Raw genomic sequence first — 25,708 nt, 5'->3', positions numbered from 1 at the left:
AAGCAGTCTGTTGAAACCTATAATCAGAAAAGGCCACACACAGCCTTAAAGTACAAAACGCCCGATGAAATTCATCGAGCGTTTTGACATAAAAAGTGTCAACCCATACTAGGATGGGTCACACAGAAGGATATGGAGGACATACGCAAGTATTAGGTTCATTTGCTCACGAGTTACCCAGCGCATTCTCTAAAGATAACCTTAGTTTTATTGAGCCGACTTGCTCAAGCTTACATCACTTCGCATTGGAAATATCATCAGATGACTATTTGGTTGAGAAGTCTCTGTTAGAAAAGGCGGGATGCGAAGTCGTTACTGCAGAACATGAATGGTGTCATTGAAAACCTCTTTATAGAAAAGACCCAGAACAAAATGTCGTAGAGTTGGCGTGCTACGATAGTTCCACATAATAAACGCACAGTTTTGTATATGCCTACTTACTCTATGCTGATCTCTCACTCTTTGGATTAATAAAAACCTGGTTTGTATATGACATTGGCCTCGACGAATTATTAAGTTGGAGAGTAAGTACCTTGTTAAATTACTCCACTTGAGGGCAGTAAAATATAGCTGGCAGGTAAGAACCAGCCATATGTTTAAGTCAGATTGTCGATTAGTAACACTCTATGGAAATTGAGTTCCAAGGGTTTGGGCTTCCATCAACATATTTATTGCATATACCTTTTGCGAACAGGTTCTCTAGGTGATAGCCAAAACTGGTAAATTCAACAAGGTTACCGAAGAAAGGAAATTTGCCGTAAAAATGCAACTCCCTGAGCATATTGTCCAAATTGTAATTGGTTTGCTCTGCAATAAAGCTTTGATCTATTTCTTTTAAATTGATTACCCGAGAATCTGGGAAGCCTGGGATCACAACATGCAGGTATTCTTCGTCGTATGCACCATCAAAGAACTTCACGAATTGCATCATTTCTGTTGGAGACAGTTGGTTCATCGCGAGTTTAAAATCGGTTACTTCTAGCTGCTGATGAGAGAAATTACGATTGACATAAATTTTGCCGGGTAAAATATCATGCAGTGCGCGCATTACGCCTTGCTCATCGTCGGTAACACTTTGCGCGAGTGCATAGTTAGGAAACCTAGCGTTGGTAAAGCGTTCGTAAGACTCAATGACCATACCCATAAAAAACGCTACAGTTTGCTGTCGAGCGATGATATGTGCCTGTTCTTCAGTCACTTGTCTAGACATAAGCAGTGTAGCTTTTTTACCAGCATAGAAACTCACTAGGTTTTGTGTAATTGAATAGACTGCGGCATTTGAAGAGTTTTTGGGGTTGCCACCTTGGTATATTTTTGTGCCATTGGCATAGTCAAAAATGGTACTTAAATCAAAACGTCCATTTTCCTCGTTTTCACGTGTCTGCGCATTCCATTGAAATAAGTCATGGGAAGCTAAGCCCATCACGCCTATATCCACCACACGTACTGGTTTTTTTGCTAGTGCGGGTAGAGAAAACAGCAACAACAAGAGTACAGAGAGTAATTTCATTTGGTTATAATCCTTTTAATAAAAATGAGAATTATTATATTTAATCTTTGTTTGTGAATCAATGTTGTGTTTTTGGTTAAATAAATGTGATGTCGAGGGTTTTGTGCATAAATCGCTTGGCAAGGAAAGCGCGTCAACTTGCTTGTTAACGTGGCCACTTCCCATCGGGTTGATAGGAAGCAGGTTTATGAATTTGTAGTTTATGGAGCAAGGTCAGTTTTTGCCATATTTTTTATCCAATCACTGATCACGTCAATTGAAGTTTGCTGGCCATTTAATAGCCTAAGTAATAAGCCGCCCATCACCAATGCATAGGCTTGCTCTGATTGTTCATTACCGACTATGGTTGCGAGCTCATCCATAAAGCGTGAGTCTGCTTTTTGCAGTAATTTATCATCGGCAATATCCTGTGGATCGCGGTTTTTTATATATTCTAAAAGCAGTACCATTTCGCCTTGAAATCTGCTGTCTAAGGTAGAGATTATCGCGTGCAATGCATCTGCTTTTGATGTGGGTATGCTCTGCTCATCTTCTGTGCCATATAAGCTGTGCTTTTGCGTGACGATCTCCGTACTTGCTTCAAATAAGTCTTTTTTACTTGGAAAGTAGTGATACAAAGCGCTTTTAGAAACACCTAATGCCTCTGCAATACCGCGCATCCCTAGGCCGTTGTATCCATGTTCTGTAAAGATATCTATGGCTTTTGTGGCCAGCTCAATCCGGTATGCATCTCGATCAATAACTTTTGGCATCGTTTAACTCATGATCTATTTGGTAATTTTACTCAGCCCAGTATAACGCACAAACATTATTTAGACCAAGTGGACTAAAAAGGTTGATCAAACTTTGCGCTTGTGATTATTATATAGTCCATGTGGTCGATAAAGGTGTGCGGCTAATTTGGGCTTTTGTAAGTAGAGGTAAGAATGTCACAAAATAAACACATTATTAATGGGGCAAATATTGATTGGCACTGTGCAGGCAAGTTTAATTTTACAGCGGGGTTTAGTCCGACTAAGGCGGAAAGTGCAATCGCCAATTATGCTGCGTTTTTAGCGCCGGTCATTCTATATTTTGCGCTGTGGCGTATGCTCGATTGGTCGGTGTTGCAGTATGTCGTTGCCAGTTTTTTAGCATTGGATATGGTAGGGGGTGTGCTGACTAATTCTTTAGGGTCGATGAAACGGTTTTTACATACAAATCAAACCCTAGAGCTGAACTTTTTAGGTAAACTCGTTGGCAGTAAGTTCTTATTCCCGGCGATACATTTTCAAATTTTTGCAGCACCACTGTGTTTTGATGTCAGTTGGTCATACGCATTTTTCTGGTACGGTTTAATGATGTTGTCAGTTGTTTTGATCCATTGTCTACCACAGTACATTCATCGCCCTGTTGCACTTCTTATCGTTATGCTCTCGATTATGTTGAGCCAATTGGTTTTTGTCGGCCCGCCGGGGCTTGAATGGTTGGCGTCAATCTACATTATTAAGCTGGTTTTATCTCATGGTGTGCGTGAGGAGCCCTACAGGCCGAATGTAGAAGCAAGCAAGTAGAGCCTTTTGAGGACTTGGCCTGTGTAGGCGTTGCAATACAGGCCAAGCTAGCGAGGTGTGCGCAGCTATTTGCAACACGGCAACAATAAATTGATGGGCTTATTTAAAGTATTTAGCAAAGTGCATTGAAACAAAATCTTTAAAAGCGATGACCCGTGCAGGTTGATGTTTATCCTTTAGGTAGAGCAAATAAAACGGTGTAGGCTCCGGTTGCCAATTTTTAAATATTGGAACAAGGAGCCCCTGCTGGACTTCATCGGAGCAGTAAACATTTGGTACGCGAATTATGCCGTTGCCAAGTAGTGCGCTGTGGAGCATCACTCGGCCATTCTTGCAAGACAAATCTGCATTGACACTGACATTTTGCCTTGCTTTTGACGACGCATGTACAAAGCTCCATTGGTTCATGCTGCCAGCGATGCACTTGTGACTAACTAAGCTTTTAGGCTCAGCAGGGCGACCGTATTTTTCAATATATGCAGGGCTGGCAAAAGTACCAACTTCGATATCTGTCAACTTTCGCGCGATCAGGGATGAGTCGAATAGCTCTCCCATTCGAAACACAAAGTCAAACTCACCCGAGACTAGGTCAACTCTTTGACTACTGAAATCAAGTACAACGCTTACCTCTGGATGTGCTTTCATAAAGTCTGACACCAAAGGGCCGATGATGTTTTCGCCGATATAGCCACCAACACTATTAATTTTAAGTTTCCCAGATAAGCTAGAAGCTTGCTCTTTGGCGCGATCAATGGCCGATTCAATTCCTAAAAATGACTGTTTGCATTTGTCATAGAAGATCTCACCGGCATCAGTGAGGTGTTGTGTTCGTGTTGTTCTAACCAGCAAGCTCACACCTAAATCAGACTCAAGTTGAGTCAATTGTTTGGAAATGTGGGACCGAGAGCAACGTAGCGTTTCTGCTGCATTGGTGAAACTGCCAGACTCGACTAACACTAAAAAGCTTTTTATATCTGAATAGCTCACGCTTTTATTCATACTGCTTGGTCCATAAAGTGATTTTATTGGTAACTATAAGTAAACATTGTTGTGAATTGATAAGTATATATCACCAATAGTCAATCTCATACAATGGCGTTCTAAGTTGCTCGTAGCTTAATTTACTTGAAAAGTACGATGTGGCACGAAAAAGGTGTTCCGAACACTTACGACAAAGTGTTCTGTTTCCTAAAAAGTAGGTCGAATAATCAGCTGCTGATACTGCAGCGCACTTATGGGCAATAACAGAGCTGCATAGGCAAGACGAACGCATCAGATATTGGAGAAAAAAGTATGAAAAAATTGGTTGTTATCACCGGGGCAAGTTCGGGTATTGGAAAAGCTATAGCGAGGCGTTTTAGTGAAGCTGGTTACCCACTTTTATTAGTTGCTAGACGTATTGAGAAATTGGCAGCGCTTGACCTACCAAACTGTTTGTGTGAACAAGTCGATGTGACGGATAGACACGCTTTTGAACAAGCGATTTCAAAAGCTGAAGCTCAATTTGGTCCCGTTGAGTGCCTCATTAACAATGCTGGCGTCATGTTGCTTGGGCAAATTGACTCTCAAGACAGCGGTGAATGGTCAAAGATGTTTGACGTCAACGTACTGGCTTTATTAGGAAGTATGCAAGCAGTGCTTGAGCCTATGAAAACCAGACAAAGCGGGACGATCATCAACGTTAGCTCTATTGCCGGAAAGAAAACATTCCCTAACCATGCAGCGTACTGTGGTACTAAGTTTGCGGTGTCTGCTATCAGCGAAAATATCCGTGAAGAAGTTGCAGAGTTTGGTGTTAGGGTGACAAGCATCTGTCCAGGCGCGGTGGAAACAGAATTGTTAAGTCATACAACCTCAACAGAGATTAAAGCCGGTTATGAAGACTGGAAGCAGACCATGGGGGGCGCGTTAATTGCCGATGACATTGCCAGAGCCGCACTATTTATTCAAGAGCAGCCGCAATACGTGTGCATTCGAGAGCTGGTAATTGCTGCAACACGTCAGCAACCTTAGAACAGAGAACAAAAGCCACACTGGCATTGAGCTCTTCATGGCAGAGTTATTCACTCTGCCATGGCTGTTGCGCATGAATTGGTGATTGAGCAGCCCAACACAGTGGGCACGTACGCGAAATAGCCTGAATAACTCCGGCCTTTGTTGTGTAATCAAGCAACCTCATGTTTGGCACCCATGTCCAACTTACTATTTTGTATTTTCTTTGCATGCACTGAATGAATTGAATGCTTTTTCGCCTCAACCATGAATTCGAAGATTTGTTTTTGCATTTTTGCAACCTTGGGTTAACCTTTTCGCGGGCCGATAATTTATGAAGTTGAAGGTATACCTAATTTATACAAAGAAGTTTGGGCGGTGACTTGTGTCGCTGGAAATGCTCGTTAAAAGCAAACATTGGGGAATTACTTTAAGAGACAGAGCTAAGCTGTCTGCTTTTAGCCTGATGATAGCCTCCAATATAGACGTATTAGATTCTTAAGTCTGAAACAGTTTTTCAAAAAGGAGTATGAAAATGACAGATAATTTACTGAGCCTATTTAATAACAGGCAAAAACTCTCCAAAGCACAGCTTGATCAATTTGTACTCGTTCAATGGCAGCAGGGGAAGCACTTTGATCGCTTGCCTTCAAACGCATTGCCAGACTACAAAAAGTTTGATGCTTTTCCTTGGGAAAAAATTGATTGCATGCTGACCAAAATTGTTAGAAAACAAGAGGATGGGCTTTCGTTTGGCTTTGATATGTTCCCGCCAAAATCAGCGGCCAAAGGGGATATGCATGTACACCCACTAAGTAGCCGCTTAATCACCGTGTTAGAAGGTTACGGTACTGCCATAGTGCAAACTTGTAAGGGGAAAATGGCAAAAAAAGAAGTGGGACCAGGTGATGTGATATTGTTTCCGCACGCGACGCCACACTGCTTTTGGGGAGCAGAAGATGCCCCTATGGTTGTTGAAGTAATGCTCGGACCCTATGTGCCCTTTGAACACCCGTTACATACTGTTTGCCCTAAAAAAGCGAAAGTCATAGCACAAGACTATCCGGATCTATTTAGGCCCTGTCATGTCGATGAACTAGAGCAAGTCGCCAATAGAGTCGTAGCGTTACAAGCGCAAGGGCTAGTGGAGTTGAGTGAACATCAGGTGATGGAGTGGGGAGATGAATTTATTGATGCTTTAGGCGGTTATGAAACAACAGAGCGCGTTTGTGCTATTGAACGTTAGGTTGAGTGAGTTACCTCAAACAACTGCTGATTGGATGTCCTTGTGCGCAATGCGATTGCTCCAAGTCGAATTCGTTACATAAGTTTGGGGAGGATTAACCTGCATATTAAAACCATAAATATTGTTCACAAAATCGCATCGGCTGCGTTATTAGTATTAATAAAGCGTAGCGTACATTGCGTTTTTCAATAATAACGGCAGTATTTTAAAATACGATTACCTAAATGTAGGTGATGCGGCGAAGCCGTTTTAGCGTATTACGCGTTAAGCGGCAATGCTGTTTTGCTATCTAAATTCGATAAAAAACCTAAGAGCAGTGCACTTTTACTGATTCGAATCGCTTTAAACACAGTGATGATTACCAACTATTGCGAGCACTGCATATCTCTGCATAGAGTCCGTTTTAATGAGCGTAGTTGGTACTTAAAGTTTCTTTGACACGTTCTAAAATGACATTTCTACAGCGCCACTATTAAGGGTAATGATGTGCTGAAGTAATTGCTCCCACGGCTGTTGGCACACAAGCAGACTAATTCACTTTCAAGGTATATATCTGGCGCATTAATAGAGAGAAATTATTTTTTGGTTTCTAGTTTCCAGTCTATTAGACCAGATGGAGAGTGACTTCCAAATCTAACCAAGATGAATTTTGGTTGAAAGCAGATTTTAAAGAACCGAGTAAACAAGGGGGTTAAGCACTTTCTTTGGAAAGTGGAACAACCCTTTTTACATGTAAGTAGTAGTAAAACTATGTAAGTGGCACCATCAATATTAAGGATCTTTATTATGATGAAACCAAAAATCACAGCTTCAGAAGATATAAAGGAAGCGACAAAGTTGGGGACCTATGAGCGTCTTCGTCCGGGGGGCGCGTCGGCCAAAGTGGCGGCAAAAGTTGAAGGGACGATAAAGCAAGAGGAGTTGAAACTGGCATTGTATGATGCAAAAGGTAACCAATCCAAAACCAAAGGCGACGTCTCCGTACTCGGAGATGTTAAATTAAGCAAAGAAATAGAAATCACCGTTAGTCCAAAGCAGCAAACCAAGCTGGGTGAAGAGCTGACGGTAAAATCTGAGAACAAAGAAATAGATGATTCAGCAATCACCAATCGTTTTGCGATTGCCTCATACCCGCAAAACTGGGATCTTCCTAGCGCAAAAAATAGTCTTGTCGATGATGATGAAGCCATTATGGAAGTCTCTGATGCCTATGAGAGCGATGGTGTGCCAAACGATTATAGTTGGCTGGATGAAGTAATGATCTCAGAGCAAGTGCAAGGGGGCGCGCCTGTTGGTCCGTTAACAGTTGGTCCAGGAGATAACTCAGATTATCTGGATGGCGACTCACCGGGAAGTGACTCCCACACGCGCATCTCGTATGGTTCTATCGACAAGAATAAGCTAAAACCGGACAAAGATGGCACTCGTTATGATGGACATATCACACAAACCTGTATCTTTAAATGTGGTCGCACCGATGTGAAAGACAAGGTGGTTCCCAATTCAGGTTACGAACTGACAGACTCACTGGAGCGAGTGAAGGGGCGTTGGAAGTTCTGGTTTACGAAGATAGGTAAAAGTGTCACGGCTAACGGTTATCATTCGGGGGCCGGAAAGGGCAACCATACTTCTGACGCTTATGAGGTCGTCACTACAACGCCTGATTTGACATTCAAAAAGTGGGTATAACTGCTACTACCATATGACTTTTCAGTTTTGTATTAAAAAGTAACTGCGCATTTTATTCTCGATATCTAAAGACTGTTCATGTAGGTATCTAAATTAAATGACGTAATCTCGGAATCATGTGAAGGGGCCGAGCGGCTTGCATCATCAGTATTCCCACTTGTTGTAGCCGTATAAGCTTTTAATTCTACAGTGCTTGAAAATGAGAGGGGTTTTACAACAGAGTTACCCTTGTTTACGGTGACTCAGCTAGCTGTGGTAATGCATCAATCATAATTGCAGCAAGGTGACACAAGTGAGAATTCAAATCAGCGGATCCACAATTTGATTATGTTGTAGAACAAGCTCCTCGCCCCCTTTTTCTAAATTTAAATCTCTAACTTAATTATTTTAAATCATAAATTAGCTTTGTGCTGCGTGTGAGTCGGCCTATGAGATCAGAGTTTGACGGCTTACTGCGGTTGTTTTTGCCCAGCACAAATGCGCTTTTCAATTCATAAACAAAACTAAGGATGCGTTATGCTGAATGCAGATCAAAGTGAGCAGTCAAAGAAGGAGACAGGTGTCATTGTTGAAATGATAGCGCCTGCTGAAAAAGGCTTGCACACAGATCGGAAACTAATAAACAGTGTCGTTGCAAAACACAGTGGCTTAAAACCGAGTTTGAAAAATAGAATTTTCTACGCCATTGGCTTTAACAAAAGAGAAGGAAATGCTGATGGGGAGCCTGATTTAAACCAAGGGGTAGTTAAAAAAGGCAGTACAAAAATAAATGGTACCAAATACAAGTATGACAAAGTACAAAAGCGAGATTATGAAAAAAAATCAGATGACACCTTTGGTTACATCGAAAACTTCTTGCGTTGGGGATCTGCGACTTGGATTTGGGCAAATTTAAATTCATCAGATCTCGCGAGAAAGCAAAATAAAATAGGGCGGCCAATAAGAACTAATTTCCCTTTTCGCGCGTGGCGAGAGCTTGCTCATACAACCGCTTTAGGGCACTGGGGCGCTAAAAAGTGGCTTGCGGGAGATGAACGACGAGATTTGATATACAAAACTGCGGATGATGATCAAGACTGGTCGGAGTCTGAAATAGAGAATGGCCTTGACGCTGCTGCCAAAGCAATTGGTGATTCAAAAGGGGCCAAGAGTATTGCACCTGATACGCTCAATATGCCTTTAGTTCTTACAACGCCTTACCACTGGAGCTCGACAGGGGCGAGCGATTTACAAGAGTCTGAAGATTATAAATACCAAACCTTTTTAGATGAACTTAATGGCTATGAAGTGGATAAAAGAAAAGCGCTATATGATAAACATCCACTAAAAATTTATTATCCAGAGCCGACAACTTACTTTACTCGGGCAGCTGCTGATATTCACCCTTCTAAAGGAGATAGTGTGCTCGAAGGCGCGGCTAAAATTACCAGTATAGTTGAAACCGTTGTGCAAACAGTGACTGACGACACCACGAAGGATGGCACGAACGCGACCGATGTGTCAGTTACCAATTGGAAAAAAATGTTTAAGTTTTTGCACGACCAAAAACTCACTTCCGCTCCGGGCGACAGGGCCAAATCGTTAGTTGATTTGTATACAGCTGTTAAAGGGCTGAACAATCCTGAACGAAAAGGAGCGATTGAAACAGGAATGGGGACCTCTATAGATCAAAGTGCTTTTGAAGATGGGTATGAGGATAACGTGTATAAGTGGAACACTCAAAAAAAATAGTAACCTGTAAGTAGTTAAGCTTCTTGCTTTTTCATGTTTAAATTAGTTTATCTTTACCTTAATTGGCTAAGGTAATTGCGCCATGATTTTAGTTTATAGTTAATCTAGTTTTTTATTTGTCATGCGAGGGTCATGAATGCCATTCATTTCTTAGCGTGAAAACCTCATTTTTCGGGGGCACATTTAAAATAAACTTAATTATAATATTGTTTTTCTAATTTTTATTTTTTATGTGTTGTGTTTTTTGTTGTTGGTGGGTGATTTTAAATTATATATTAAATTTATATGTTTAGAGTTGATTTTAAGGTTTGTTTTTAAATAATAAGGAGTCAGAAAGTGATGCAAAGTCAAAAAGGACCGATTAAACCAGCAACAGGAATTACGGGTAATCAGATTAAGCCACAAAACAAAGAGTCAGAAATGATTCTAATGCAAAAAGGACCAAGTAAACCAACGACTGATATTACGGGTTCTCAAGTAATTGCACAAAACAAAGAGTCTGAAGAACAAATTACACCATTGCAAATTGAAGCGTTAACAGAGTTGGAGAAGGAGAGTGTCAATAAATACAATAATGCAATTTGGGCCGCTAGAAATTTAGATTCCATACGTAAAACAGGGAGGTTTACGGAGCTAGGAATAGAAAAAAGCCGAATTAAACAGTTTTTCGAATCGGGGTGGGCAGAGAGAAAATCATTAGAAACAGCAATTTCTAAAACAAGGATAAATTTATATAAAATGCCATGGAAATTCAAGCATGACTTTGTAACAAAAACAAACGATCGCTTGCAAAATTTAGGAGAATATATAAGTGCTAAACGACAAGTAGAAAATATACGTAATTTGCCATTGTATTTGCGGGAAGTAAACACAGAAATGGATGGTAATCAAGCTTCAAAACAACTTGGCGAAGAGAAATTTTTGAATATTAATGACAATCCACTAGAAGTAGTTGATAAGTTAGAATCTTTAAAAGATCTAAAAGAAGCCGCAATGAAGCTACCAGCTGAAGAGATTCTAGTGACTTACTACGTTGTTGAAGACGGAGTGCAAGACTATAATAATATGGAGAAACGGATAAGGCAAAAACGAGCTGCTAAGAAAAATAACAAGTAATTGGCTTATATTGCATATTTACTCCTTGTTTTCATATTGAAGGTATAAAAATCTCTGTTTTAAATTTATGTGGTAAAACGATTCTTGTGGTTTGCTTTTGGCTGGTCTGTTTATTTAAATTAATACGCTTTATTAAATAGATGTGAATTTGAATGTGAATGTGTTGTTGCTAATAGGGTTGTTGCTCCTTTTTTATGATGTATCAAATGAACGCAAAAGGTGGTACCTGCTGCTATGCTAGTAGTGTCATTGAATAATTGAATAAAAAGCGGGCCAGAGGAGGGCGTATGATGCTGAAATTTATCTTAGCCATACAAATTGTTTTTTTCTCAGCTGGCTGCTTTAGCAAGAATATTTTTGTCGTCGGTTCGGTTATAAATCAAACCCCACCAAGTCAACATGTTGAAAACGCTAAAGTGATCCTGTTAGTCAATGAAGAGCGTATCGAAGCGAAGTATTTACCGTCGAAAGGCACATTTAGTAAGCGGCTAGAGCCAAATAAATATGCCAAGGAGCACATCGCGTTTTTGGTCCTACATACTGATTTTGTGCAGGTTGATCCTGAGCGGGATAGGGTAAGAACAGGCTTTAGTGGCAAAACAGAACACCATATCAATGTTAGGACTAAGGAGCATCTCGCAGATACTTTAGTGCTTTCTGCAAAAAAATCAGCCTTAACAGGTGATTATATCAAGGCGTTGGATCAGCTAGATTCTGCAAGTGCCATCTATCAAAGCTTTGACATTTACTCTTACAAAGTAAGACTGATTGGCGATGCGTTAAAGACCCAAAGCACGTTGCCAATCAGGCATATGGATCTAACTACTGATGGTGACTTTTTGAATTACACAAAAGGCCTCAGTGATCTTGAAAGATATAAGCTATTTTTACAGCTAGGCCACGTATATACGAATGTACCAGATCCTGAAAAAGAGATTGACGCAACAACATCTTATTTTGATGTGGCGGTGTCGGCTTATGCCGTTGCTAAAAAGGCAAATCCAGCAAACGCAAGGCCCTATCAGGGCGAATACAAGTTGTATCAAAAGACGGGTAATCATTTTGACGCTGCTATGGTGATCCAAAGCTATTTCGACAATAACGCGGTGATAAAAAAAGGATCAACAATACGTACTTTTTTGGGGGACTGGTTAACGAGCTTTGAAAAAGTGACAGGGTTTCCTTATACCTCACGGGAGGATATAGCAAAAGACACTTTGTACTATGACATGGCTAAAAGGTTATTAGTGACGATACAGCAGTACGAATCGATTTTTAAGCATGATAATAAACCTAGCTCGAAACGGATACGTGACGCAACAACTCTACTCAAAAACATCGTAGAAAGGAGATAAATATGTCTAATTGGCACATTAGCGTTTTGGTTGTTGTGGCTTCCATATTGGCGGTCATGGTGATCCTTCCCGTCGCAATTGTGACCGTGATGTACCCTGAAAATGAGCTACCGGAAGTATTGGTTAATTGGGGTGGCATTATTTTAGGGTTTTTCTTTGGCACATTGACGACTGCGCTTACGAGCAAAGTAGAGAGAAAGTCTCGCGATCCCAGCGCTGAAAACTAATCAACGGTGTTTTGGGGGAAGTTAGATTTCACTGTTAAGGCGTTGAAATAAGCTGGTGAAATAGGTTTGCCAAGCCTTCTGTATGACCAGCTTGTTTCTTTCTCTAACTGAACTGCGTCGACTAACTCTTGTATTTGATTGAGCAGCCATACGGTTTAGTAATTTTCTTGTTGATGGCTTTACCTGCCAATAAGTTGGTTAGGCTGCTGACGACATAGTTGGTCGCTTTTGGAATGTCTGCGGGGTTTGCCGATTTTATACTGTCGATGGCACCAGCATAACTCAATTTACCTTCAGGATTGATGATGTACATATGAGGTGTCGTTTTGGCTTTGTAAAGGCGACCAACAGCCCCTGATTCGTCGAATAACACATGAGAAGGGGATGCGTTTCGAGTTTTGGTCAAATCATTTGCTTTGTTGGCATCAACGTGCCCTTGTTTACCTTTTGCAGAGGAAATGACAGACAACCAAACTATATCCTGCTGCGTGTATTTGCGTTGCAGCGATTGCATATTGTCACTCCCGTAATGCTTTTTGACATATGGACAGAGGTGGTTTGTCCACTCCAGTACCACATATTTGCCTTTGAAATCTGATAGAGTCACCGTTTTTCCATAGGAATCTTGCAGTGTAAAATCAGGAGCGATGGCATCTATTTTTGCTGCCGCCATACTCATGGCTGGGGCAAAAAAGGTTGTAATTACAAACCATTTAATTAGACGTTGCATTGTTAATTTCCTTCCTAGCTTCATAGATAGCATCGATTACTATCTCAGGTGTTAGCACTTGAGGCAAAATCTGCTTACTGTGGTTTCCTGCATACACTATATATAAGGGTACACCTGAGCGTTGATATTGCTTCAAATAGTTTAAAATAGTTGTATTCTTGTTTGTCCAATCTCCGACTAGGTAGTCGATATCACCTTCTTCAAAGAGCGCTTTTAGCGCATCATCCTTAAAGGCGACTTGCTCATTTACCTTACAAGTAATACACCAATCGGCGGTCATATTCACTACTACAACATGATTTTCATTACGTAGTTGAGAGAGTTTTTGTTCACTAAATTGGTCGGATCCGAGCTGCTGATCATCGCTAGTAATGTGTGTGCCTTTCATACTTGAAAGTGTCGCGATGCCGAGCGCCATGAGCATAAAAATATAGCTAAAAGGGCGACCCATTTTACTCGACAGCCAGATAAAGAGTGCAAAAAGTAATAATCCAGACAATAACCACAATTGGCCCATGCTGCTGGTCTGAGATAAAAATACCCAAACCAACCACACTACAGTCGCAAGCATAGGAAAGCCGAGAAAATGTTTGAAGGTTTCCATCCATGTTCCGGGCTTTGGCAATAACTTTGCAAAGTGTGACGACATAGGGAGTAGTGTCATAGGTAGCGCAAAGCCAACCGCTAATGCTGTAAAAACTAGCCAGGTTTCAAATGCAGGGCTAAGCATGGCAACACCCAGTGCGGTCGCCATAAATGGTGCGGTACAGGGGGATGCAACGATAACCGCAAGTACACCTGTAAAGAACTGGCTGAAAAAAGAACTGCCTTGCGTCAATGAGTGTCCAATCCCAGACATGTTTACGCTTGGTGGTAATAAGTCCCACAGCATCATCGCAATGAAAGTGAACAAAAAGGCCAATGCAGCAATCAGCAATGGCTCTTGTAAATGAAAACCCCATCCAACAGCGCTGCCAGCTGCCTTTAACGAAATAACAACCGCAGCAAATAACCAAAAGCTGATAATGACCCCTAGTGGGTACCCCCAGTGACTTTTACACTCAGCCGAACTTAACGCCAGGGCCTTCATCGATAATACAGGCAGTACACAAGGCATGATATTGAGGATTAAACCACCAAGAAATGCGAAAACTAAAATAACCCAAAACGGTTTCGATGCAGTGTTATCGGTACGGGTAAAGTCCGGAGAATTTGGCAAAGCGTTGACATAATACCCAGAACCTCCATCACTCAACAAAAATTTAAGTGAGTCGGGTTGTGAAGAGAAATAGTCGGATAATGGTAACACTAGCTGGGCTACATCTTGTGATTGTGTCCAATCTTGCGCAGCATTGTGCTGGATCACGTCCCCCCTAAATGGAAATATCTGCCAGTTCGATTGATAAGGCCATGCCATTTGCAAAGCAATATGACTTTCGCTTAGTTCAAATTTAGCCTCAATGAATGGCTTGTTCGCCAAACGTAAGTGAGTTTGCTCAAATAAGGCTTGGTGATCGGAATAGTCGATAGACTGCCCTGTTGGCACTATTGGTAAATCAAGTTCTAACTTAGCCCACCCAGGTATACAGTCTTCATTGCAGACTAGCCAAGACAAGTCGGCCTTTATGGTTGCATGGGGAAGGGATTGCTCTTTAAGCGTTATTGGCACCATTAGTAAAGTTCTGCCCTCGTAGCCATAGTTCACTAAATGCGCTACTTCTATCGCTTTAGGGATTGGCCACTGAATATTCCCAAACTCTATTGCATCGCTGTGCCATTCAATCTTGGGGGCTTCACCTGAATCTCCCGGGTTTAACCAGTAGGTGTGCCAACCTTGTTCCGGGTTCAGTATGATGCCGATCCAGTGGGTTTTCCCTATGCTAAGCTGACTGGTTTCGGATACCAGCGAAACTTCAATATGTGGCCCTGTGGCTGAATTCTGTGCAAATCCCCCACATGAAAATACCAACAGAAAAATGAAGATAAGTTTAACCATGCAATTATCTGTTCCGAAAATGTCTTTTATCATTGTAGTCTCAAAACTCAATAATTTAGTCCATAAAACACTCAACTTAATAAGCCTACTATGTACTTACGTGGCATGAAGTGATTTGCGACTAACGTGTAATTATCAGTCGCCAGCTTGTTTAGGTTATTGTGAACATTGCAGATTTTTAACATTACCTTCTTATCGCGAGCACGCTTGCTATTACGCAACCAGTTTAATTACTTTGATTTAGATAAGTAGGGTGGCGTATATATATTTTGGCGAAAAGAGTCGTAATTGAGCAGAATAACTTGGTTAATTGGCACGTAACTCCTCATGATGAGTGATTTAAGTACCTCATTGGCGGGGAAAGTTGTAAAATGGCAACACAATGATGAATGGGCCGTTTAATGCTTGGCTGGCGTCCATTCTTAGGTAATTTTAGCCAAGCCTAATACGCCGTTTATGTTGGCGTTAAGTGCACTGAAACATGATTAAACTGATAGAAAACACGCCGTGGTGGTTCTTAATTCTTTTATATGTAACTACATTGATCATCGGAACTTTTATTGGGGCTCCTTTGTTGGCTTATGCTTACGATATATCAATGAGTATCGAAGTGCAGCGGCTGTTTGTTTTAATGGCGCTCATGAGAGTGCATTTTTTACTGCCTCTTCTGATAGCGGCAACTATTGGTCTCACGTATGTAAGAGGTAAAAAGAATAAATCTCTCACCTACGCATTTATAGCAGCGTGTGTTGTTCTTATACCTGGCCTTTTCTACGGTTTGCAGGCGTCTGACATTTATAACTTTGCAGCTGTGTAAAAGGCACTTGGGGTTAGCACGCTTGCTGACTGGTAAGCGTGTGAAACACGCGCAAAACGGCATATTATGAATTAGATAGCCTACTGTGTTGACTATTTTTGATTGACTGTTCTTTCACTTGTTCAGCGGCAGAAAACTTGAATGACCACAAGTATAAAATTGCCACATAAGACTGCGTATGCAGCACTACTCAGGATCTTCAAGCTGCATTAACAGAGAATGCTTCTCACGTTTGTAAATCCGAAAACTTCGTATTTGTCGACAATGAGCTTAACATTAACTGCAACTTCTGAATTTGAAGGGGCTGCTTATTTTAGACTTGGTAATTGTGCCTTTTTTCTCCAAGACTTTTACGAACCGAGTCATTGCCAAAACGCCATGCTGCACCTGTTGGTGGAAGATTCGACTGGCTGGCATGAACATATATTAAATGTAAAGGTGAGCGAAGAGTTTAATGTCCAGTTGACTGAAACTGTAGAACAAGCATGGGGAATACTTGAGTTTTGTTTGACTGATTTTAGTGGGGGTTAGTGGCAATGAGCACAGAATAGGTAACTCATTTTGCTCAAATAGGAAAATATAATGATTATAAAAATAATTTTGTTACTCGCTTTACTGAGAGTATTGGCAATCACCGAAAAACCAATCTTATGTGCAGGTATATATTCCTCAGTGGTGTTAGTATTTGGTTGGATGAGCGGCGCCAGCTTTTCGTATGTTTTAGTCGGTACTTTGATATCGTTTGGTTTATCTTTTTTGTATTTTTGGCTTTTAAATAGATTTAATCACGGCCCGTTGTATTTTGTGATCCTAGTGCTTGGTTTGGGAATTGGCTTAGTTTAAAGAAGATTAATATGGAATTAATATCTATAGTATTTTATAGCAAGTAAGGATCAACAATGCATTTTGTAAAACTTCTAGCACTCATTTCTTTTATTGTAGTCACAGCTGGTGTCTATTTTTTTATGAGGCCTATATGGGTTCCTATGTTTCATAAAATTGTTGGAAAGCGCACTACAGCAGATGTTGTCGACCTATATGGTGAGGCCTCAAAAGATAGGTTATTGCCTTTTTTCAAAACTGCAAATGTTCAGTTTCCGCCTGAAAAAGTTACCTTGCTTGCAATCAAAGATTCAAATGAGCTTGAACTGTGGGTTGAAAATGCCGAGGAGCAAACCTTTATACGTTCCTACCCAGTGCTGGCAGCTAGTGGTGTGTTAGGTCCCAAGCTAAGGGAAGGTGATAAGCAAGTTCCAGAAGGGATTTACCAGCTAGAGTATTTAAACCCTAATAGTGCATTTCATCTGTCCTTGAAGCTCAACTACCCAAATGATTTTGATTTACTGCATGCAAAAGAAGAGGGTAGAGCAGAGCCCGGCACCAATATTTTCATTCATGGAAAGGCCATTTCAATTGGTTGTTTAGCGATGGGTGATGAAGTTGCTGAAGAACTTTTTGTTTTAACAACGCTAGTAGGCAAATCGAATGTCAACGTCGCGATTGCGCCGTCGGACCCACGAATTAATGATATTTCAAAGTTAGCGAGCGATAAACCGCAGTGGGTGAAGACGTTGTATTTAAACATTTCAAACTATTTTGAGAGGTTTAAACATGATAGATAGCTTGCTTGTCATTTTCGGGCTATGTATCGCGATTGCGAGCCTGGTGACATACACATGTCTGGTTGTGCAGATGCTGATCATACCGTCGTCTTATAAGGCGTCAGTCATTGAGAACATAAAAGAAATAGGGTGTTTGGCGTTATGCAATCATTTAGGCTATGGCAGGCGGTGAGCTTTTGTTTTTTACCAATCGCCTGTCTTTATCAACTGTGCTGGGGAGTTTATTTTTCTAACGTCTCGTCGCAATTTTGGGTCTCAGGCACGTACAATCAAGCTTTGGTGTTTAAACATTCTGGCGAAATAGCCTTGTACATGTTGATGTTATGGTGTGTCGTCACAAAAACGGTGGCAAACACTAAGCTTGGTAAGTTGTTGATCTGTGTTTTGCTTTTAAGTGTGAGCATGTACACTTTGGTGCTGTTAATAAAAGTGTGTATTTTGAACATCTTGTAGCAATATAGCGGTAGATTGAGTTCCGATGTGTGGTGAAAACAATACTCCTGTACACGTGTACCAGTGCAAAAATGCAAACTTTTTAACCTAAACTTAAATAAAAACCCTTGTTTTAGTGTATAAAGTTAAAAGATTAGCTGCGCTTTGGACTTAAACATTTCACATGACGTCTGCTCAATATAGCAACGATACACCTGAACAGAAGCCTTCCTTGGCTAAACTTAACTATGCGCCACGCATAATTGGCTGCGTCTTAATGGCAATTATGCTCATTGGGGCACTGTACAAAGGCCTGAGCTTTACCACTGGTTGTTTTATTTTTCTAAATTGTGCACTTTGGCCTCACGTAGCGCGCTTACACAGCAAACTTTTCTCCGACAAAAATATCCATGAATACATTAACTTACACTTAGATGCTCTATTTTATGGGATTTGGTGCGCAGTGGTTGGGTTTCAGGTTTGGGTGGTCTTTGCGTTGTTAATCGTTAATTCGTTAAATAGCCTTATCTTAGGTGGTGTGAAAAGGTACTACAGCTGTACTGCCGTATTGGCATTGGGTTGTATATCCGGTGGGGTGTGGTTCGGTTTTGAGTTTGTTGAGCAGTCACCGCTTGTCACGCAGGTTGTAGCCGCTGCAAGTGTCTATTTGTATTGTTGCAATGTTGGTTTTTTCAATCGAAAATACTCAGGGCAACTAAAGCGCTCTCGAGATAAAATGCGACAGCAAAATGAAGAACTTAGAGAGGCTAAAGTAAAGGCAGAACAAGCTTCCATAGCTAAGAGCGAATTTTTGGCAAATATGAGCCATGAGATACGCACACCGATGAATGGTATTCTAGGTGCACTACAGATTTTTGAGAAAGGAAATCTCGATAAGGAATCAAAAAGTTTAATGTCAAAAGCTGTATATTCTGCGCAATCCTTACTTACGGTTATTAATGATATTTTGGATTTTTCAAAAATTGAAGCGCATAAATTGGCGCTAGAGCTCGCTCCTTTTTCAATGGCAGATACTGTTGAGTCCGTCGTGTCAGATTTAAAAGTTGAAGCAGAAAAAAAATTTATTTCACTTGATGCAAGTTTTGATCTGGGGAAATCTGATGGCCGCTTGGGTGATTCTGTCAGAGTTCGGCAGATCCTGCTTAACTTGGTGTCAAATGCCGTCAAGTTTACTGACTCAGGCGGAATAAAAATTGAAGTGCAGGCCATTCAATTCCAAGGAGAATCGGCGCTACATATCGCAGTAAAAGACACCGGAATTGGAATGGATAAAAACGCCCAGCAGTCGATATTTGACCGATTTCAACAAGCTGACTCGTCGACCACACGCAAGTATGGTGGTACTGGGTTAGGCCTTGCCATCACGGCGAGCTTAGTTCACTTAATGGGTGGCACAATTAATCTTAAAAGTGAACTAGGTAAAGGCACCACGATTGATGTTATCTTACCACTGGCACCAGCTGAGCTAACTGATCCAAATAAAGAGGGAGACGAAGACTGCTTTCCAAATTTTGCAACTTTGAAAGTTCTAATCGCTGAAGACAATGAAATAAACCAAATAGTGATTAAAAAGATGCTAGAGAAAACTGGTGCCACTTTGGATGTCGTTGAGAATGGTAAACTTGCGGTAGAAGCCTTTAATCAGTCTTGCTATGACATTGTTTTAATGGACATACAAATGCCTGAAATGGACGGTATAGAAGCATTTTTGTTAATTCAAAAAGCCAATCCAAACATACCTGTAATTGCACTCACCGCAAATGTGATGTCGCAAGACATTGCGCACTATAAAAGTCTCGGCTTTGCAGCCCATATTGGTAAGCCAGTGGCTATGCACGCGATGTACCGCACCATTAAACAATCAGTAAAGCAAAATACGCGTAACCTAGAACAAGGGGATGATTTGTCTAATAACCAATGCTAATTGACCTTTCTTGTTTTACATGTTTATCCATAGCGATGCATTAAACAATATCTAGTTGGATTGTAAGTACTTACTATGCATTTAATTTCAGTATAGCGATTTACTAGCTTTTGTTTGTGTCTATATGACTTTTAATCGAGAGGTATTTGGTGCGTCCAATCGGCAATTGCGTGTTATCGCGTAACTGTGCAAAATAACGTCCGCCAGACTCTACCTGTATGCGTGCTAGCTGATTGATGTTGACGACGTATGAGCGGTGGATCCGTTCAAATTGCTCTGGTAAAAGCAGTTGAATTTTTTCAATACTTTTGCTGTGCAAATAGACCTCTTCACCGTTTATCAGATGAATTTCACTGTAGTGGCCATCGGCTTTGAGCCAAGCAATATTGGCGACTTCGATTAACTCGATAGCTGCGCGTTTTTTTACGCTTAAGTAACGGCAACCATAATGGCTTCGCAAAGTGTTATCAGTGAGCTTGGCGAGGGCCTTAGCTAGTCTGTGTTCCTCCAATGGTTTTGCGATAAAATCCAGAACACCAAACTCAAATGCCTCGATTGCTTTGTCGGCATAGGCAGAAATCACAATGGTATGAAAAGCCTTTGCCAGTTGATTTTGAAGTAAAGAAAAGCCATTTTGGCCCTGTAAATTTAGGTCGAGCAGTAATAGATCTACTTCGTTATCTGCAAGATAGTCCTCAGCTTCAGATAAGGTAAAAAATTGCCCTAAGTGGGTGAGTTTTTGTCCTAAAATATTGCGTGTAAATCGCGCAATCCTTTGTTGTAATAGAGGTTCATCTTCTACTATGACGACTCTCATAAAACACTCCTCTATGTAAACTTCGGTCTAATTTGGTATTCGTATCGTGTTACCCAATGGTCAGCAACTTGGCAACTGTCTAGCTGCCAATCAGACTCGCAAACTTGTGCCATTTTAGCGCGAATATATGCATCACCAATTCCCATGCCCTGATGTTGAGTAACGGCGTCAATTGGTGTCGTAAGCTCTAAAATGATTCGGCTTTTACCGACTTGAACGGAGAGTTTAATGGGTCTGTCTGACGTGATTCGATTATGAGTAAAGCAGTTTTCAATTTGACTGTGAACAATGGCTGTCGGCACTAATATGTGAGTAGCGCTATCAGGTAGTATGTGTGTCACTAATTGATAGTTTTGCTGGTAACGTACTGACATTATTTTGAGGTGACTATGACATAGGCGCAATTCTTCCTCTAGCGTGACAACTTCTTTTTCGCTCACTTTTACCAGAGCACGAAATTCTTCTGCTAGCTGTTGCACAAATTCGTTGGCTTGTGTCGGAGCAAAGTCGATAAGTTCCTGAACCTGCATCAAGCAGTTCATAAGGTAGTGCGGTTGCAGATTTCTGCGCAGTAACTCGCCCTTTACTTTGCCTGCTTCCAAAGCCAAATTTCGCTGTTTAATAAGTTGATTTAAAAGTGATATGCCAATTGAAGCCAGTACTAAGGTAATGCTGAGTGCAAAGCCAAACTCTAAAAATAGCCGAGGTGCTAAAATGAACCCTATTAGAGAAGCGGCACAGATCAGCAGGGCTATGACACTGCCAGCCTTGTTGTGCCTCAAAGCAATAACATTGATTGCGCCAACAAATAGCAGTGATGAGCAAAAGAGCCATGCACTGCGAGCATCAAAGCTGGTTGTAGAATACACCACTGCAAGTAGCGTTAAAGCAAGCGCGGTGAGCCAGAGAGACTTGCGAGAGATATTGTGCTGAGCAAGGTAGTAACTCGGAAGCAGGGAGGTCACAACAAGGGTCAATGCAACCACAATATTCATTCGCAGGAGGTGTACATCATAGTAATAATTTACCCAGAGCTTCCATTGCTCAGCAACCAATAGAGCAAGCGTAAAAACACACAACAACGCAAATATGAGGTGACTAGTTTGATGGCTATAGCGCAGATATACAGTAAGAAAGATCACAAATAGCACTAATAAGCCACCGATTAACATTGCTGTGATGCTACTGGCAACAATAATTGTTTGGTAAAACGTTTGTTGGTCGACAATTGCAAGTGCATAGGCGATTGCTGCAAATGCATCTGCTGTGTGAAAACTTGATAGCTCAAGGCTTATCAAGTGCTCACCGGGGGGCATTGTTTTATAGTCCAATTGGGTCAAACTGCTAATCGCACCGACTTGTTCGTAGGTTTTAGAGCTACCAGGTACACCATTTTTGCCAATCAGCTCACCATTTAGATAGATCTCATAGGCAGCGAGCGCTAAAAACAATAGTGTTGGATTTGGTGGCAGCTGTTCCTGAACGATAGTGAGAGTACCTCTAATGCAGAGGTGTTGTTGGGGTTGGATATTGGGAAATTGAAAAGTTTGCCAATGACGATCATCTAGCTCTATGCTGTGGCAACCTTGCCCTAAACTTTCTGAGAAAGGCGCCTGCCGAAGGTTGCTTACCCCTTGAAGCGCTGAGTTGGCGAAAGATTTGTGCGCCAATACCCCAATGAGTAGGCACATTAAAATCAATCCATTTCTAATTTCTATTTTAATCACAGTTAATACCGTTCCCTAACATATTGCACATTGTAAACCATCTTTCAGTGCATGAAATGCGTTTAATGCAACTCAGGTGCAGTTGGTGAGTTTGATCAATTATTTTGAGTTCAATTTTGGATAATTGGCTCAAACCTTATATGAGGAGAGCTGAAATGAAAAAAGGGGTGCTTTGGTTAGCGTCGACATTGGGTGTAATGAGTTTGTGGGCTGCACTGAATTTTTATGCCACAACACAGGGGTGGTTTATCGAAAAAATCGCAGCAGATGGCGATATACAAGAGTTTGTGGCCAACATTAAAACTGAGGTTGATAAAGGCTTTGAGGGCAATGCAGCGATGTTATTGATGCAGCGAGGGGAGGTCATTGCAACGCATCATGTGTCGAAGGGCGACTTAGTGAATGCTGATTCAATATTTGGCGTCGCATCTCTGGGCAAGTGGGTTGCTGCTGTGGCTGCGATGAAATTGGCAGAGCAGGGCAAGTTGGATCTCGATGCTCCAGTGTCTAATTACTTAACACGCTGGCAATTGCCGCCGAGCGAGTTTGGCAATGATGGCGTCACAGTAAGAAGGTTACTGAGCCACACCGCCGGCATTACCGATGGCTTAGGTCACGATGGCTTCCCTGTAGGTACGCCGGTTCAGCCGTTGGTCGAACATTTGACCTTGGCAGCTGATCGCGAACCGGATAAATCGGGAAAAGTTGCAGTGGGCATACAGCCGGGTACTAGATGGCAGTACTCGGGCGGTAGCTACAACTTACTTCAGCTGTTAATTGAAGAGATTTCTGGGCAGGGTTTTGCACAATATATGCAACAAACGATATTTCAGCCCTTGGGTATGACAAATACTGGATATAGTGTAGATAGAAGCGCACCCCAAACGGCTCAGTATTTTGGTGAAAATCAAACCTTGTTAGTTTATCCAAACTATACGTCTTTAGCTGCAACGGGGTTGTATAGTACAACGTCAGACCTTGCCAAATTTGTGCGTTCACAAATTCCGGTTTCAGTCCTAAATACACCCGGAAAAAGAATACTAACCGATCAGAGTCTTTTGGCAATGCATCAGCCAATTGGCCAATCGGGCGGACTTGAGATCTGGGGAGCGGGAGTCATGTTATATGCAGATAATAATCATGGTAGTTTTATTTTGGGACATGGTGGTCGCTCCCCAATGCTCAATGCAACAGCGCGCATGAACCCCCATACTGGCAATGCCTTTATCATGTTTCAAACAGGTAACAAGCGCGCATTTGCATCTAACATGGCAACTAAATGGACAAACTGGGAAGCAGGAACGCCAGACATGTTTCAGCTGCGTTTTATGCTGGTTGATATGTTTAATTTGATTGCCATTGGTTGTGGCGTCATTTTGTTATTGAGTGTTCTTGGTTTTGTTTACACCAGGAAACAGTAAACATACCAGTGCGCAGGGGCAGATTGCCCCTTTTCGCATTCCGGTGCCTATGTGAAAGTAAAGGCAATACATTGAATAGCGCACGCAGGTAGGTTTGGCGACTCTAGGTAGCTGCAGATGTTCAGCTAGCCCCTTCGCAATTGATAAATGCATAGTCAATTTGATCTGAATCATAATGAAAGAACAAATATTGCTCAAAGGCTTGAGAAAGAAAAATGTTATGCAGTATTATGCTTGCACTTTCATGGACTCGAAAGTGATTGCAGCCAGTGGGGATGGCACAAAGCAAGAGGAAAAAGATGTATCCGATTGAGTTAATTACACCTTCTAAAGCAATATTTTAGAGGGCGGAACATCATTTAAGGTATTCGCGCCTGCATTCAAGGTACCTTAATATTTTGCGTGACTATGCTAGTTACGTTTTTGTCAAACGTACGCTATATGTCCTGATCCACTCTATCATTCCGTCCTTTCGTTAATGTCGGCTGTTAAGGCCCTGAATCTGTACTTACACAATGATCTTTTTCCTTGATTGGATTTTACTCAGGTAGCCATTTTTTGGCCGAAGGGACTGGAGTATTGGATTGAAAAAACAAATTCCCATCGAATCTTTAAGAATAGGCATGTATGTCTGTGCCATAGAAGCGCAATGGTTACATACCCCATTTTGGTGTCATGCGTTTTTGGTTGAGTCTAAAGAGCAAATTGCCAAACTCTCGAAATACTGTCGTAGAGTTACGGTCGATACTGAGCGGGAAGTAATGCTTGCTCAAGAAGTAGAGCAGACCAAAAACAACAACATTGTTATAAAAGCAAAGAGCCAAGAGAGGCAGCGTACAGCTTATAGCAAGCATAAGACAATGCATAGTTGCCGCACTGTGCACAGTAAAGGTGTGTCGGTTCTAAACGAAATATTTAGCGATGTGCGTTTTGGCAAAAGTCTCGATACGGGTGCAGCCAAGCACGTGGTTACTGAATTGACTACACACGTAATCAGTCACACTGATGCCATGCTTTATCTTGCACAAATGAGGAAAAAGTCCAATTGCTTAGCGCAAAAATCAGTGAACGTGTGCATTTTTAGTCTCGCTTTTGGCAAGCACATAGGCATTGCCAATAAAAAGATGTTGCATCTTGGGTTAGGGGCGTTGCTGCATGACGTCGGTATGTTGTACGTAACGCCTGAAGTATTGGCGCAAAATAGAGCATTTACCGTGGAGCAGCGACAAAAAATGCAAAGGCATCCTCAACTTGGCGTCGACATACTGAATAAAGCACCAGACATACCACAAGATGTAAAAGACATTGTGTTGTGTCACCACGAGCGGATTGACGGGCAAGGGTATCCAAGCGGACTTGCAGAGCGAAAAATGAGTTTACTAACACGCATGGTGGCGATCACATCTGTATATGAAGCCTTGACTCGTCAACGCAGCTATCAACAAATGTATTCACCCATTGAAGCGTTGCAATATCTGTATAGTCGGCGTGCGGCGGAATTTGATGAGCGCTTGGTGGAAAAGTTCATTCATGCACTAAGTATTTATCCGATAGGGTGTGTGGTTGAGACCAGCAGTGGTGAAATTGCTGTGGTTGTTAAAGCCTGCAATGAAAGTCGTCTAAGGCCAACATTAGAGTTGTTGAGCGGCAACAAGTGTGGGCACAAGCTGGATTTAAGTGACAGACAATATATGCATATGGAGATCAAAGCGGTGATGTCACCAAATGATCCTAGGATTTCTCAAATATTGGAAAAATTAGCAGAGACAGTTTTGTAAAAAG

25 protein-coding genes are annotated in these 25,708 nt (G+C 41.5%); 18 read left to right on the top strand and 7 right to left on the bottom strand.

Annotated features, from left to right (window positions below; genetic code table 11):
- Nucleotides 1–87 (top strand): integrase core domain-containing protein (locus QNM18_RS11400; protein ID WP_284136834.1); only part of this gene is annotated, 87 nt, incomplete at its 5' end.
- 26 nt (nt 88–113) lie between these two features.
- Nucleotides 114–341, top strand: coding sequence for a hypothetical protein (locus QNM18_RS11395; RefSeq protein ID WP_284137276.1), 228 nt, complete (start codon nt 114–116; stop codon nt 339–341).
- Between the two features lie 272 nt (nt 342–613).
- Here QNM18_RS11395 and QNM18_RS11390 read toward each other — a convergent pair whose 3' ends face one another.
- Nucleotides 614–1,510: a hypothetical protein gene (locus QNM18_RS11390; protein ID WP_211010539.1), complete on the bottom strand. Its 897-nt coding sequence runs from the start codon at nt 1,508–1,510 to the stop codon at nt 614–616.
- Between the two features lie 200 nt (nt 1,511–1,710).
- Complete coding sequence (locus QNM18_RS11385) at nt 1,711–2,262, bottom strand: TetR/AcrR family transcriptional regulator (RefSeq protein WP_284137275.1); 552 nt, start codon at nt 2,260–2,262, stop codon at nt 1,711–1,713.
- Between the two features lie 174 nt (nt 2,263–2,436).
- On the opposite strand from QNM18_RS11385, the gene QNM18_RS11380 reads away from it, so the two are divergent.
- Nucleotides 2,437–3,063 (top strand): hypothetical protein, encoded by a 627-nt coding sequence (locus tag QNM18_RS11380; protein WP_284137274.1) that lies wholly within the window; start codon nt 2,437–2,439, stop codon nt 3,061–3,063.
- 99 nt (nt 3,064–3,162) lie between these two features.
- Here the strand turns inward: QNM18_RS11380 and QNM18_RS11375 are convergent, their stop codons facing one another.
- Nucleotides 3,163–4,062 carry a LysR family transcriptional regulator gene (locus QNM18_RS11375; protein WP_284137273.1) on the bottom strand — a complete coding sequence of 300 codons (900 nt, stop codon included), beginning with the start codon at nt 4,060–4,062 and terminating at the stop codon, nt 3,163–3,165.
- A 294-nt stretch (nt 4,063–4,356) separates the two neighbouring features.
- Here QNM18_RS11375 and QNM18_RS11370 point away from each other — a divergent pair, with 294 nt between their 5' ends.
- The 7 genes from QNM18_RS11370 to QNM18_RS11340 all read left to right on the top strand — a co-directional run bounded on the left by QNM18_RS11370 (nt 4,357) and on the right by QNM18_RS11340 (nt 12,419).
- Complete coding sequence (locus QNM18_RS11370; protein ID WP_284137272.1) at nt 4,357–5,076, top strand: SDR family oxidoreductase; 720 nt, start codon at nt 4,357–4,359, stop codon at nt 5,074–5,076.
- Between the two features lie 514 nt (nt 5,077–5,590).
- On the top strand, nt 5,591–6,301 hold the full coding sequence (locus QNM18_RS11365) for a cupin domain-containing protein (protein ID WP_284137271.1): 711 nt from the start codon (nt 5,591–5,593) through the stop codon (nt 6,299–6,301).
- Nucleotides 6,302–7,087: 786 nt separating this feature from the next.
- Nucleotides 7,088–7,990 carry a hypothetical protein gene (locus QNM18_RS11360; protein WP_211010547.1) on the top strand — a complete coding sequence of 301 codons (903 nt, stop codon included), beginning with the start codon at nt 7,088–7,090 and terminating at the stop codon, nt 7,988–7,990.
- 516 nt (nt 7,991–8,506) lie between these two features.
- Complete coding sequence (locus tag QNM18_RS11355) at nt 8,507–9,721, top strand: hypothetical protein (protein ID WP_284137270.1); 1,215 nt, start codon at nt 8,507–8,509, stop codon at nt 9,719–9,721.
- A gap of 336 nt (nt 9,722–10,057) precedes the next feature.
- On the top strand, nt 10,058–10,837 hold the full coding sequence (locus QNM18_RS11350) for a hypothetical protein (RefSeq protein WP_211010550.1): 780 nt from the start codon (nt 10,058–10,060) through the stop codon (nt 10,835–10,837).
- 287 nt (nt 10,838–11,124) lie between these two features.
- Nucleotides 11,125–12,192 (top strand): hypothetical protein, encoded by a 1,068-nt coding sequence (locus tag QNM18_RS11345; protein WP_284137269.1) that lies wholly within the window; start codon nt 11,125–11,127, stop codon nt 12,190–12,192.
- 2 nt (nt 12,193–12,194) lie between these two features.
- Nucleotides 12,195–12,419 (top strand): hypothetical protein, encoded by a 225-nt coding sequence (locus QNM18_RS11340; protein ID WP_284137268.1) that lies wholly within the window; start codon nt 12,195–12,197, stop codon nt 12,417–12,419.
- A gap of 121 nt (nt 12,420–12,540) precedes the next feature.
- On the opposite strand, the gene QNM18_RS11335 is transcribed toward QNM18_RS11340, so the two are convergent.
- Nucleotides 12,541–13,149, bottom strand: a complete 609-nt coding sequence (locus QNM18_RS11335) for a redoxin domain-containing protein (protein WP_284137267.1) — start codon at nt 13,147–13,149, stop codon at nt 12,541–12,543.
- Nucleotides 13,133–15,145 (bottom strand): protein-disulfide reductase DsbD family protein, encoded by a 2,013-nt coding sequence (locus tag QNM18_RS11330; RefSeq protein WP_284137266.1) that lies wholly within the window; start codon nt 15,143–15,145, stop codon nt 13,133–13,135. The genes QNM18_RS11335 and QNM18_RS11330 overlap by 17 nt, the downstream gene beginning before the upstream one ends.
- Before the next feature lie 481 nt (nt 15,146–15,626).
- Between QNM18_RS11330 and QNM18_RS11325 the strand changes: the two genes are divergently transcribed.
- The 5 genes from QNM18_RS11325 (at nt 15,627) to QNM18_RS11305 (ending at nt 19,961) form a co-directional block, all read left to right on the top strand.
- Entirely contained in the window at nt 15,627–15,962 is a 336-nt protein-coding gene (locus QNM18_RS11325; RefSeq protein ID WP_211010556.1) for a hypothetical protein, read from the top strand.
- Nucleotides 15,963–16,226: 264 nt separating this feature from the next.
- Complete coding sequence (locus QNM18_RS11320; protein ID WP_284137265.1) at nt 16,227–16,493, top strand: VOC family protein; 267 nt, start codon at nt 16,227–16,229, stop codon at nt 16,491–16,493.
- Between the two features lie 51 nt (nt 16,494–16,544).
- The gene (locus QNM18_RS11315; protein WP_211010560.1) at nt 16,545–16,805 is read left to right on the top strand and encodes a hypothetical protein; all 261 of its coding nucleotides are present in this window, start codon (nt 16,545–16,547) and stop codon (nt 16,803–16,805) included.
- 143 nt (nt 16,806–16,948) lie between these two features.
- Nucleotides 16,949–17,584 (top strand): L,D-transpeptidase family protein, encoded by a 636-nt coding sequence (locus QNM18_RS11310; protein WP_284137264.1) that lies wholly within the window; start codon nt 16,949–16,951, stop codon nt 17,582–17,584.
- 616 nt (nt 17,585–18,200) lie between these two features.
- On the top strand, nt 18,201–19,961 hold the full coding sequence (locus tag QNM18_RS11305) for an ATP-binding protein (RefSeq protein WP_284137263.1): 1,761 nt from the start codon (nt 18,201–18,203) through the stop codon (nt 19,959–19,961).
- 103 nt (nt 19,962–20,064) lie between these two features.
- On the opposite strand, the gene QNM18_RS11300 is transcribed toward QNM18_RS11305, so the two are convergent.
- Complete coding sequence (locus QNM18_RS11300; RefSeq protein WP_211010565.1) at nt 20,065–20,778, bottom strand: LytR/AlgR family response regulator transcription factor; 714 nt, start codon at nt 20,776–20,778, stop codon at nt 20,065–20,067.
- An 11-nt stretch (nt 20,779–20,789) separates the two neighbouring features.
- A complete protein-coding gene (locus QNM18_RS11295; RefSeq protein ID WP_284137262.1) occupies nt 20,790–22,469 on the bottom strand; it encodes a histidine kinase in 1,680 nt (559 codons plus the stop codon).
- A gap of 191 nt (nt 22,470–22,660) precedes the next feature.
- On the opposite strand from QNM18_RS11295, the gene QNM18_RS11290 reads away from it, so the two are divergent.
- The 3 genes from QNM18_RS11290 to QNM18_RS11280 all read left to right on the top strand — a co-directional run bounded on the left by QNM18_RS11290 (nt 22,661) and on the right by QNM18_RS11280 (nt 25,704).
- Nucleotides 22,661–23,926 (top strand): serine hydrolase domain-containing protein, encoded by a 1,266-nt coding sequence (locus QNM18_RS11290; RefSeq protein WP_247687354.1) that lies wholly within the window; start codon nt 22,661–22,663, stop codon nt 23,924–23,926.
- Between the two features lie 175 nt (nt 23,927–24,101).
- Entirely contained in the window at nt 24,102–24,239 is a 138-nt protein-coding gene (locus tag QNM18_RS11285) for a hypothetical protein (protein ID WP_211010569.1), read from the top strand.
- Between the two features lie 271 nt (nt 24,240–24,510).
- Nucleotides 24,511–25,704 carry an HD-GYP domain-containing protein gene (locus QNM18_RS11280; protein WP_211010570.1) on the top strand — a complete coding sequence of 398 codons (1,194 nt, stop codon included), beginning with the start codon at nt 24,511–24,513 and terminating at the stop codon, nt 25,702–25,704.
- Nucleotides 25,705–25,708: the final 4 nt, after the last annotated feature.

Source organism: Pseudoalteromonas obscura, from assembly GCF_030135505.1.
Classification (GTDB): Bacteria; Pseudomonadota; Gammaproteobacteria; order Enterobacterales; family Alteromonadaceae; genus Pseudoalteromonas; species Pseudoalteromonas obscura.
Note: the sequence above shows the minus strand (reverse complement) of the source record. Positions and strands in the feature narration are given on the sequence as shown.

Bases quoted from the DNA above. Each gene is read 5' to 3' on its own strand.
- QNM18_RS11335 (WP_284137267.1), bottom strand. From the start codon at position 13,149: ATGCAACGTCTAATTAAATGGTTTGTAATTACAACCTTTTTTGCCCCA.
- QNM18_RS11355 (WP_284137270.1), top strand. From the start codon at position 8,507: ATGCTGAATGCAGATCAAAGTGAGCAGTCAAAGAAGGAGACAGGTGTC.
- QNM18_RS11375 (WP_284137273.1), bottom strand. From the start codon at position 4,062: ATGAATAAAAGCGTGAGCTATTCAGATATAAAAAGCTTTTTAGTGTTA.
- QNM18_RS11395 (WP_284137276.1), top strand. From the start codon at position 114: ATGGGTCACACAGAAGGATATGGAGGACATACGCAAGTATTAGGTTCA.
- QNM18_RS11315 (WP_211010560.1), top strand. From the start codon at position 16,545: ATGATTATAAAAATAATTTTGTTACTCGCTTTACTGAGAGTATTGGCA.
- QNM18_RS11365 (WP_284137271.1), top strand. From the start codon at position 5,591: ATGACAGATAATTTACTGAGCCTATTTAATAACAGGCAAAAACTCTCC.
- QNM18_RS11370 (WP_284137272.1), top strand. From the start codon at position 4,357: ATGAAAAAATTGGTTGTTATCACCGGGGCAAGTTCGGGTATTGGAAAA.
- QNM18_RS11340 (WP_284137268.1), top strand. From the start codon at position 12,195: ATGTCTAATTGGCACATTAGCGTTTTGGTTGTTGTGGCTTCCATATTG.
- QNM18_RS11380 (WP_284137274.1), top strand. From the start codon at position 2,437: ATGTCACAAAATAAACACATTATTAATGGGGCAAATATTGATTGGCAC.
- QNM18_RS11330 (WP_284137266.1), bottom strand. From the start codon at position 15,145: ATGGTTAAACTTATCTTCATTTTTCTGTTGGTATTTTCATGTGGGGGA.
- QNM18_RS11345 (WP_284137269.1), top strand. From the start codon at position 11,125: ATGATGCTGAAATTTATCTTAGCCATACAAATTGTTTTTTTCTCAGCT.
- QNM18_RS11320 (WP_284137265.1), top strand. From the start codon at position 16,227: ATGAGCTTAACATTAACTGCAACTTCTGAATTTGAAGGGGCTGCTTAT.
- QNM18_RS11295 (WP_284137262.1), bottom strand. From the start codon at position 22,469: ATGTGCCTACTCATTGGGGTATTGGCGCACAAATCTTTCGCCAACTCA.
- QNM18_RS11325 (WP_211010556.1), top strand. From the start codon at position 15,627: ATGATTAAACTGATAGAAAACACGCCGTGGTGGTTCTTAATTCTTTTA.
- QNM18_RS11390 (WP_211010539.1), bottom strand. From the start codon at position 1,510: ATGAAATTACTCTCTGTACTCTTGTTGTTGCTGTTTTCTCTACCCGCA.
- QNM18_RS11305 (WP_284137263.1), top strand. From the start codon at position 18,201: ATGACGTCTGCTCAATATAGCAACGATACACCTGAACAGAAGCCTTCC.
- QNM18_RS11310 (WP_284137264.1), top strand. From the start codon at position 16,949: ATGTTTCATAAAATTGTTGGAAAGCGCACTACAGCAGATGTTGTCGAC.
- QNM18_RS11385 (WP_284137275.1), bottom strand. From the start codon at position 2,262: ATGCCAAAAGTTATTGATCGAGATGCATACCGGATTGAGCTGGCCACA.
- QNM18_RS11360 (WP_211010547.1), top strand. From the start codon at position 7,088: ATGATGAAACCAAAAATCACAGCTTCAGAAGATATAAAGGAAGCGACA.
- QNM18_RS11285 (WP_211010569.1), top strand. From the start codon at position 24,102: ATGAAAGAACAAATATTGCTCAAAGGCTTGAGAAAGAAAAATGTTATG.
- QNM18_RS11300 (WP_211010565.1), bottom strand. From the start codon at position 20,778: ATGAGAGTCGTCATAGTAGAAGATGAACCTCTATTACAACAAAGGATT.
- QNM18_RS11290 (WP_247687354.1), top strand. From the start codon at position 22,661: ATGAAAAAAGGGGTGCTTTGGTTAGCGTCGACATTGGGTGTAATGAGT.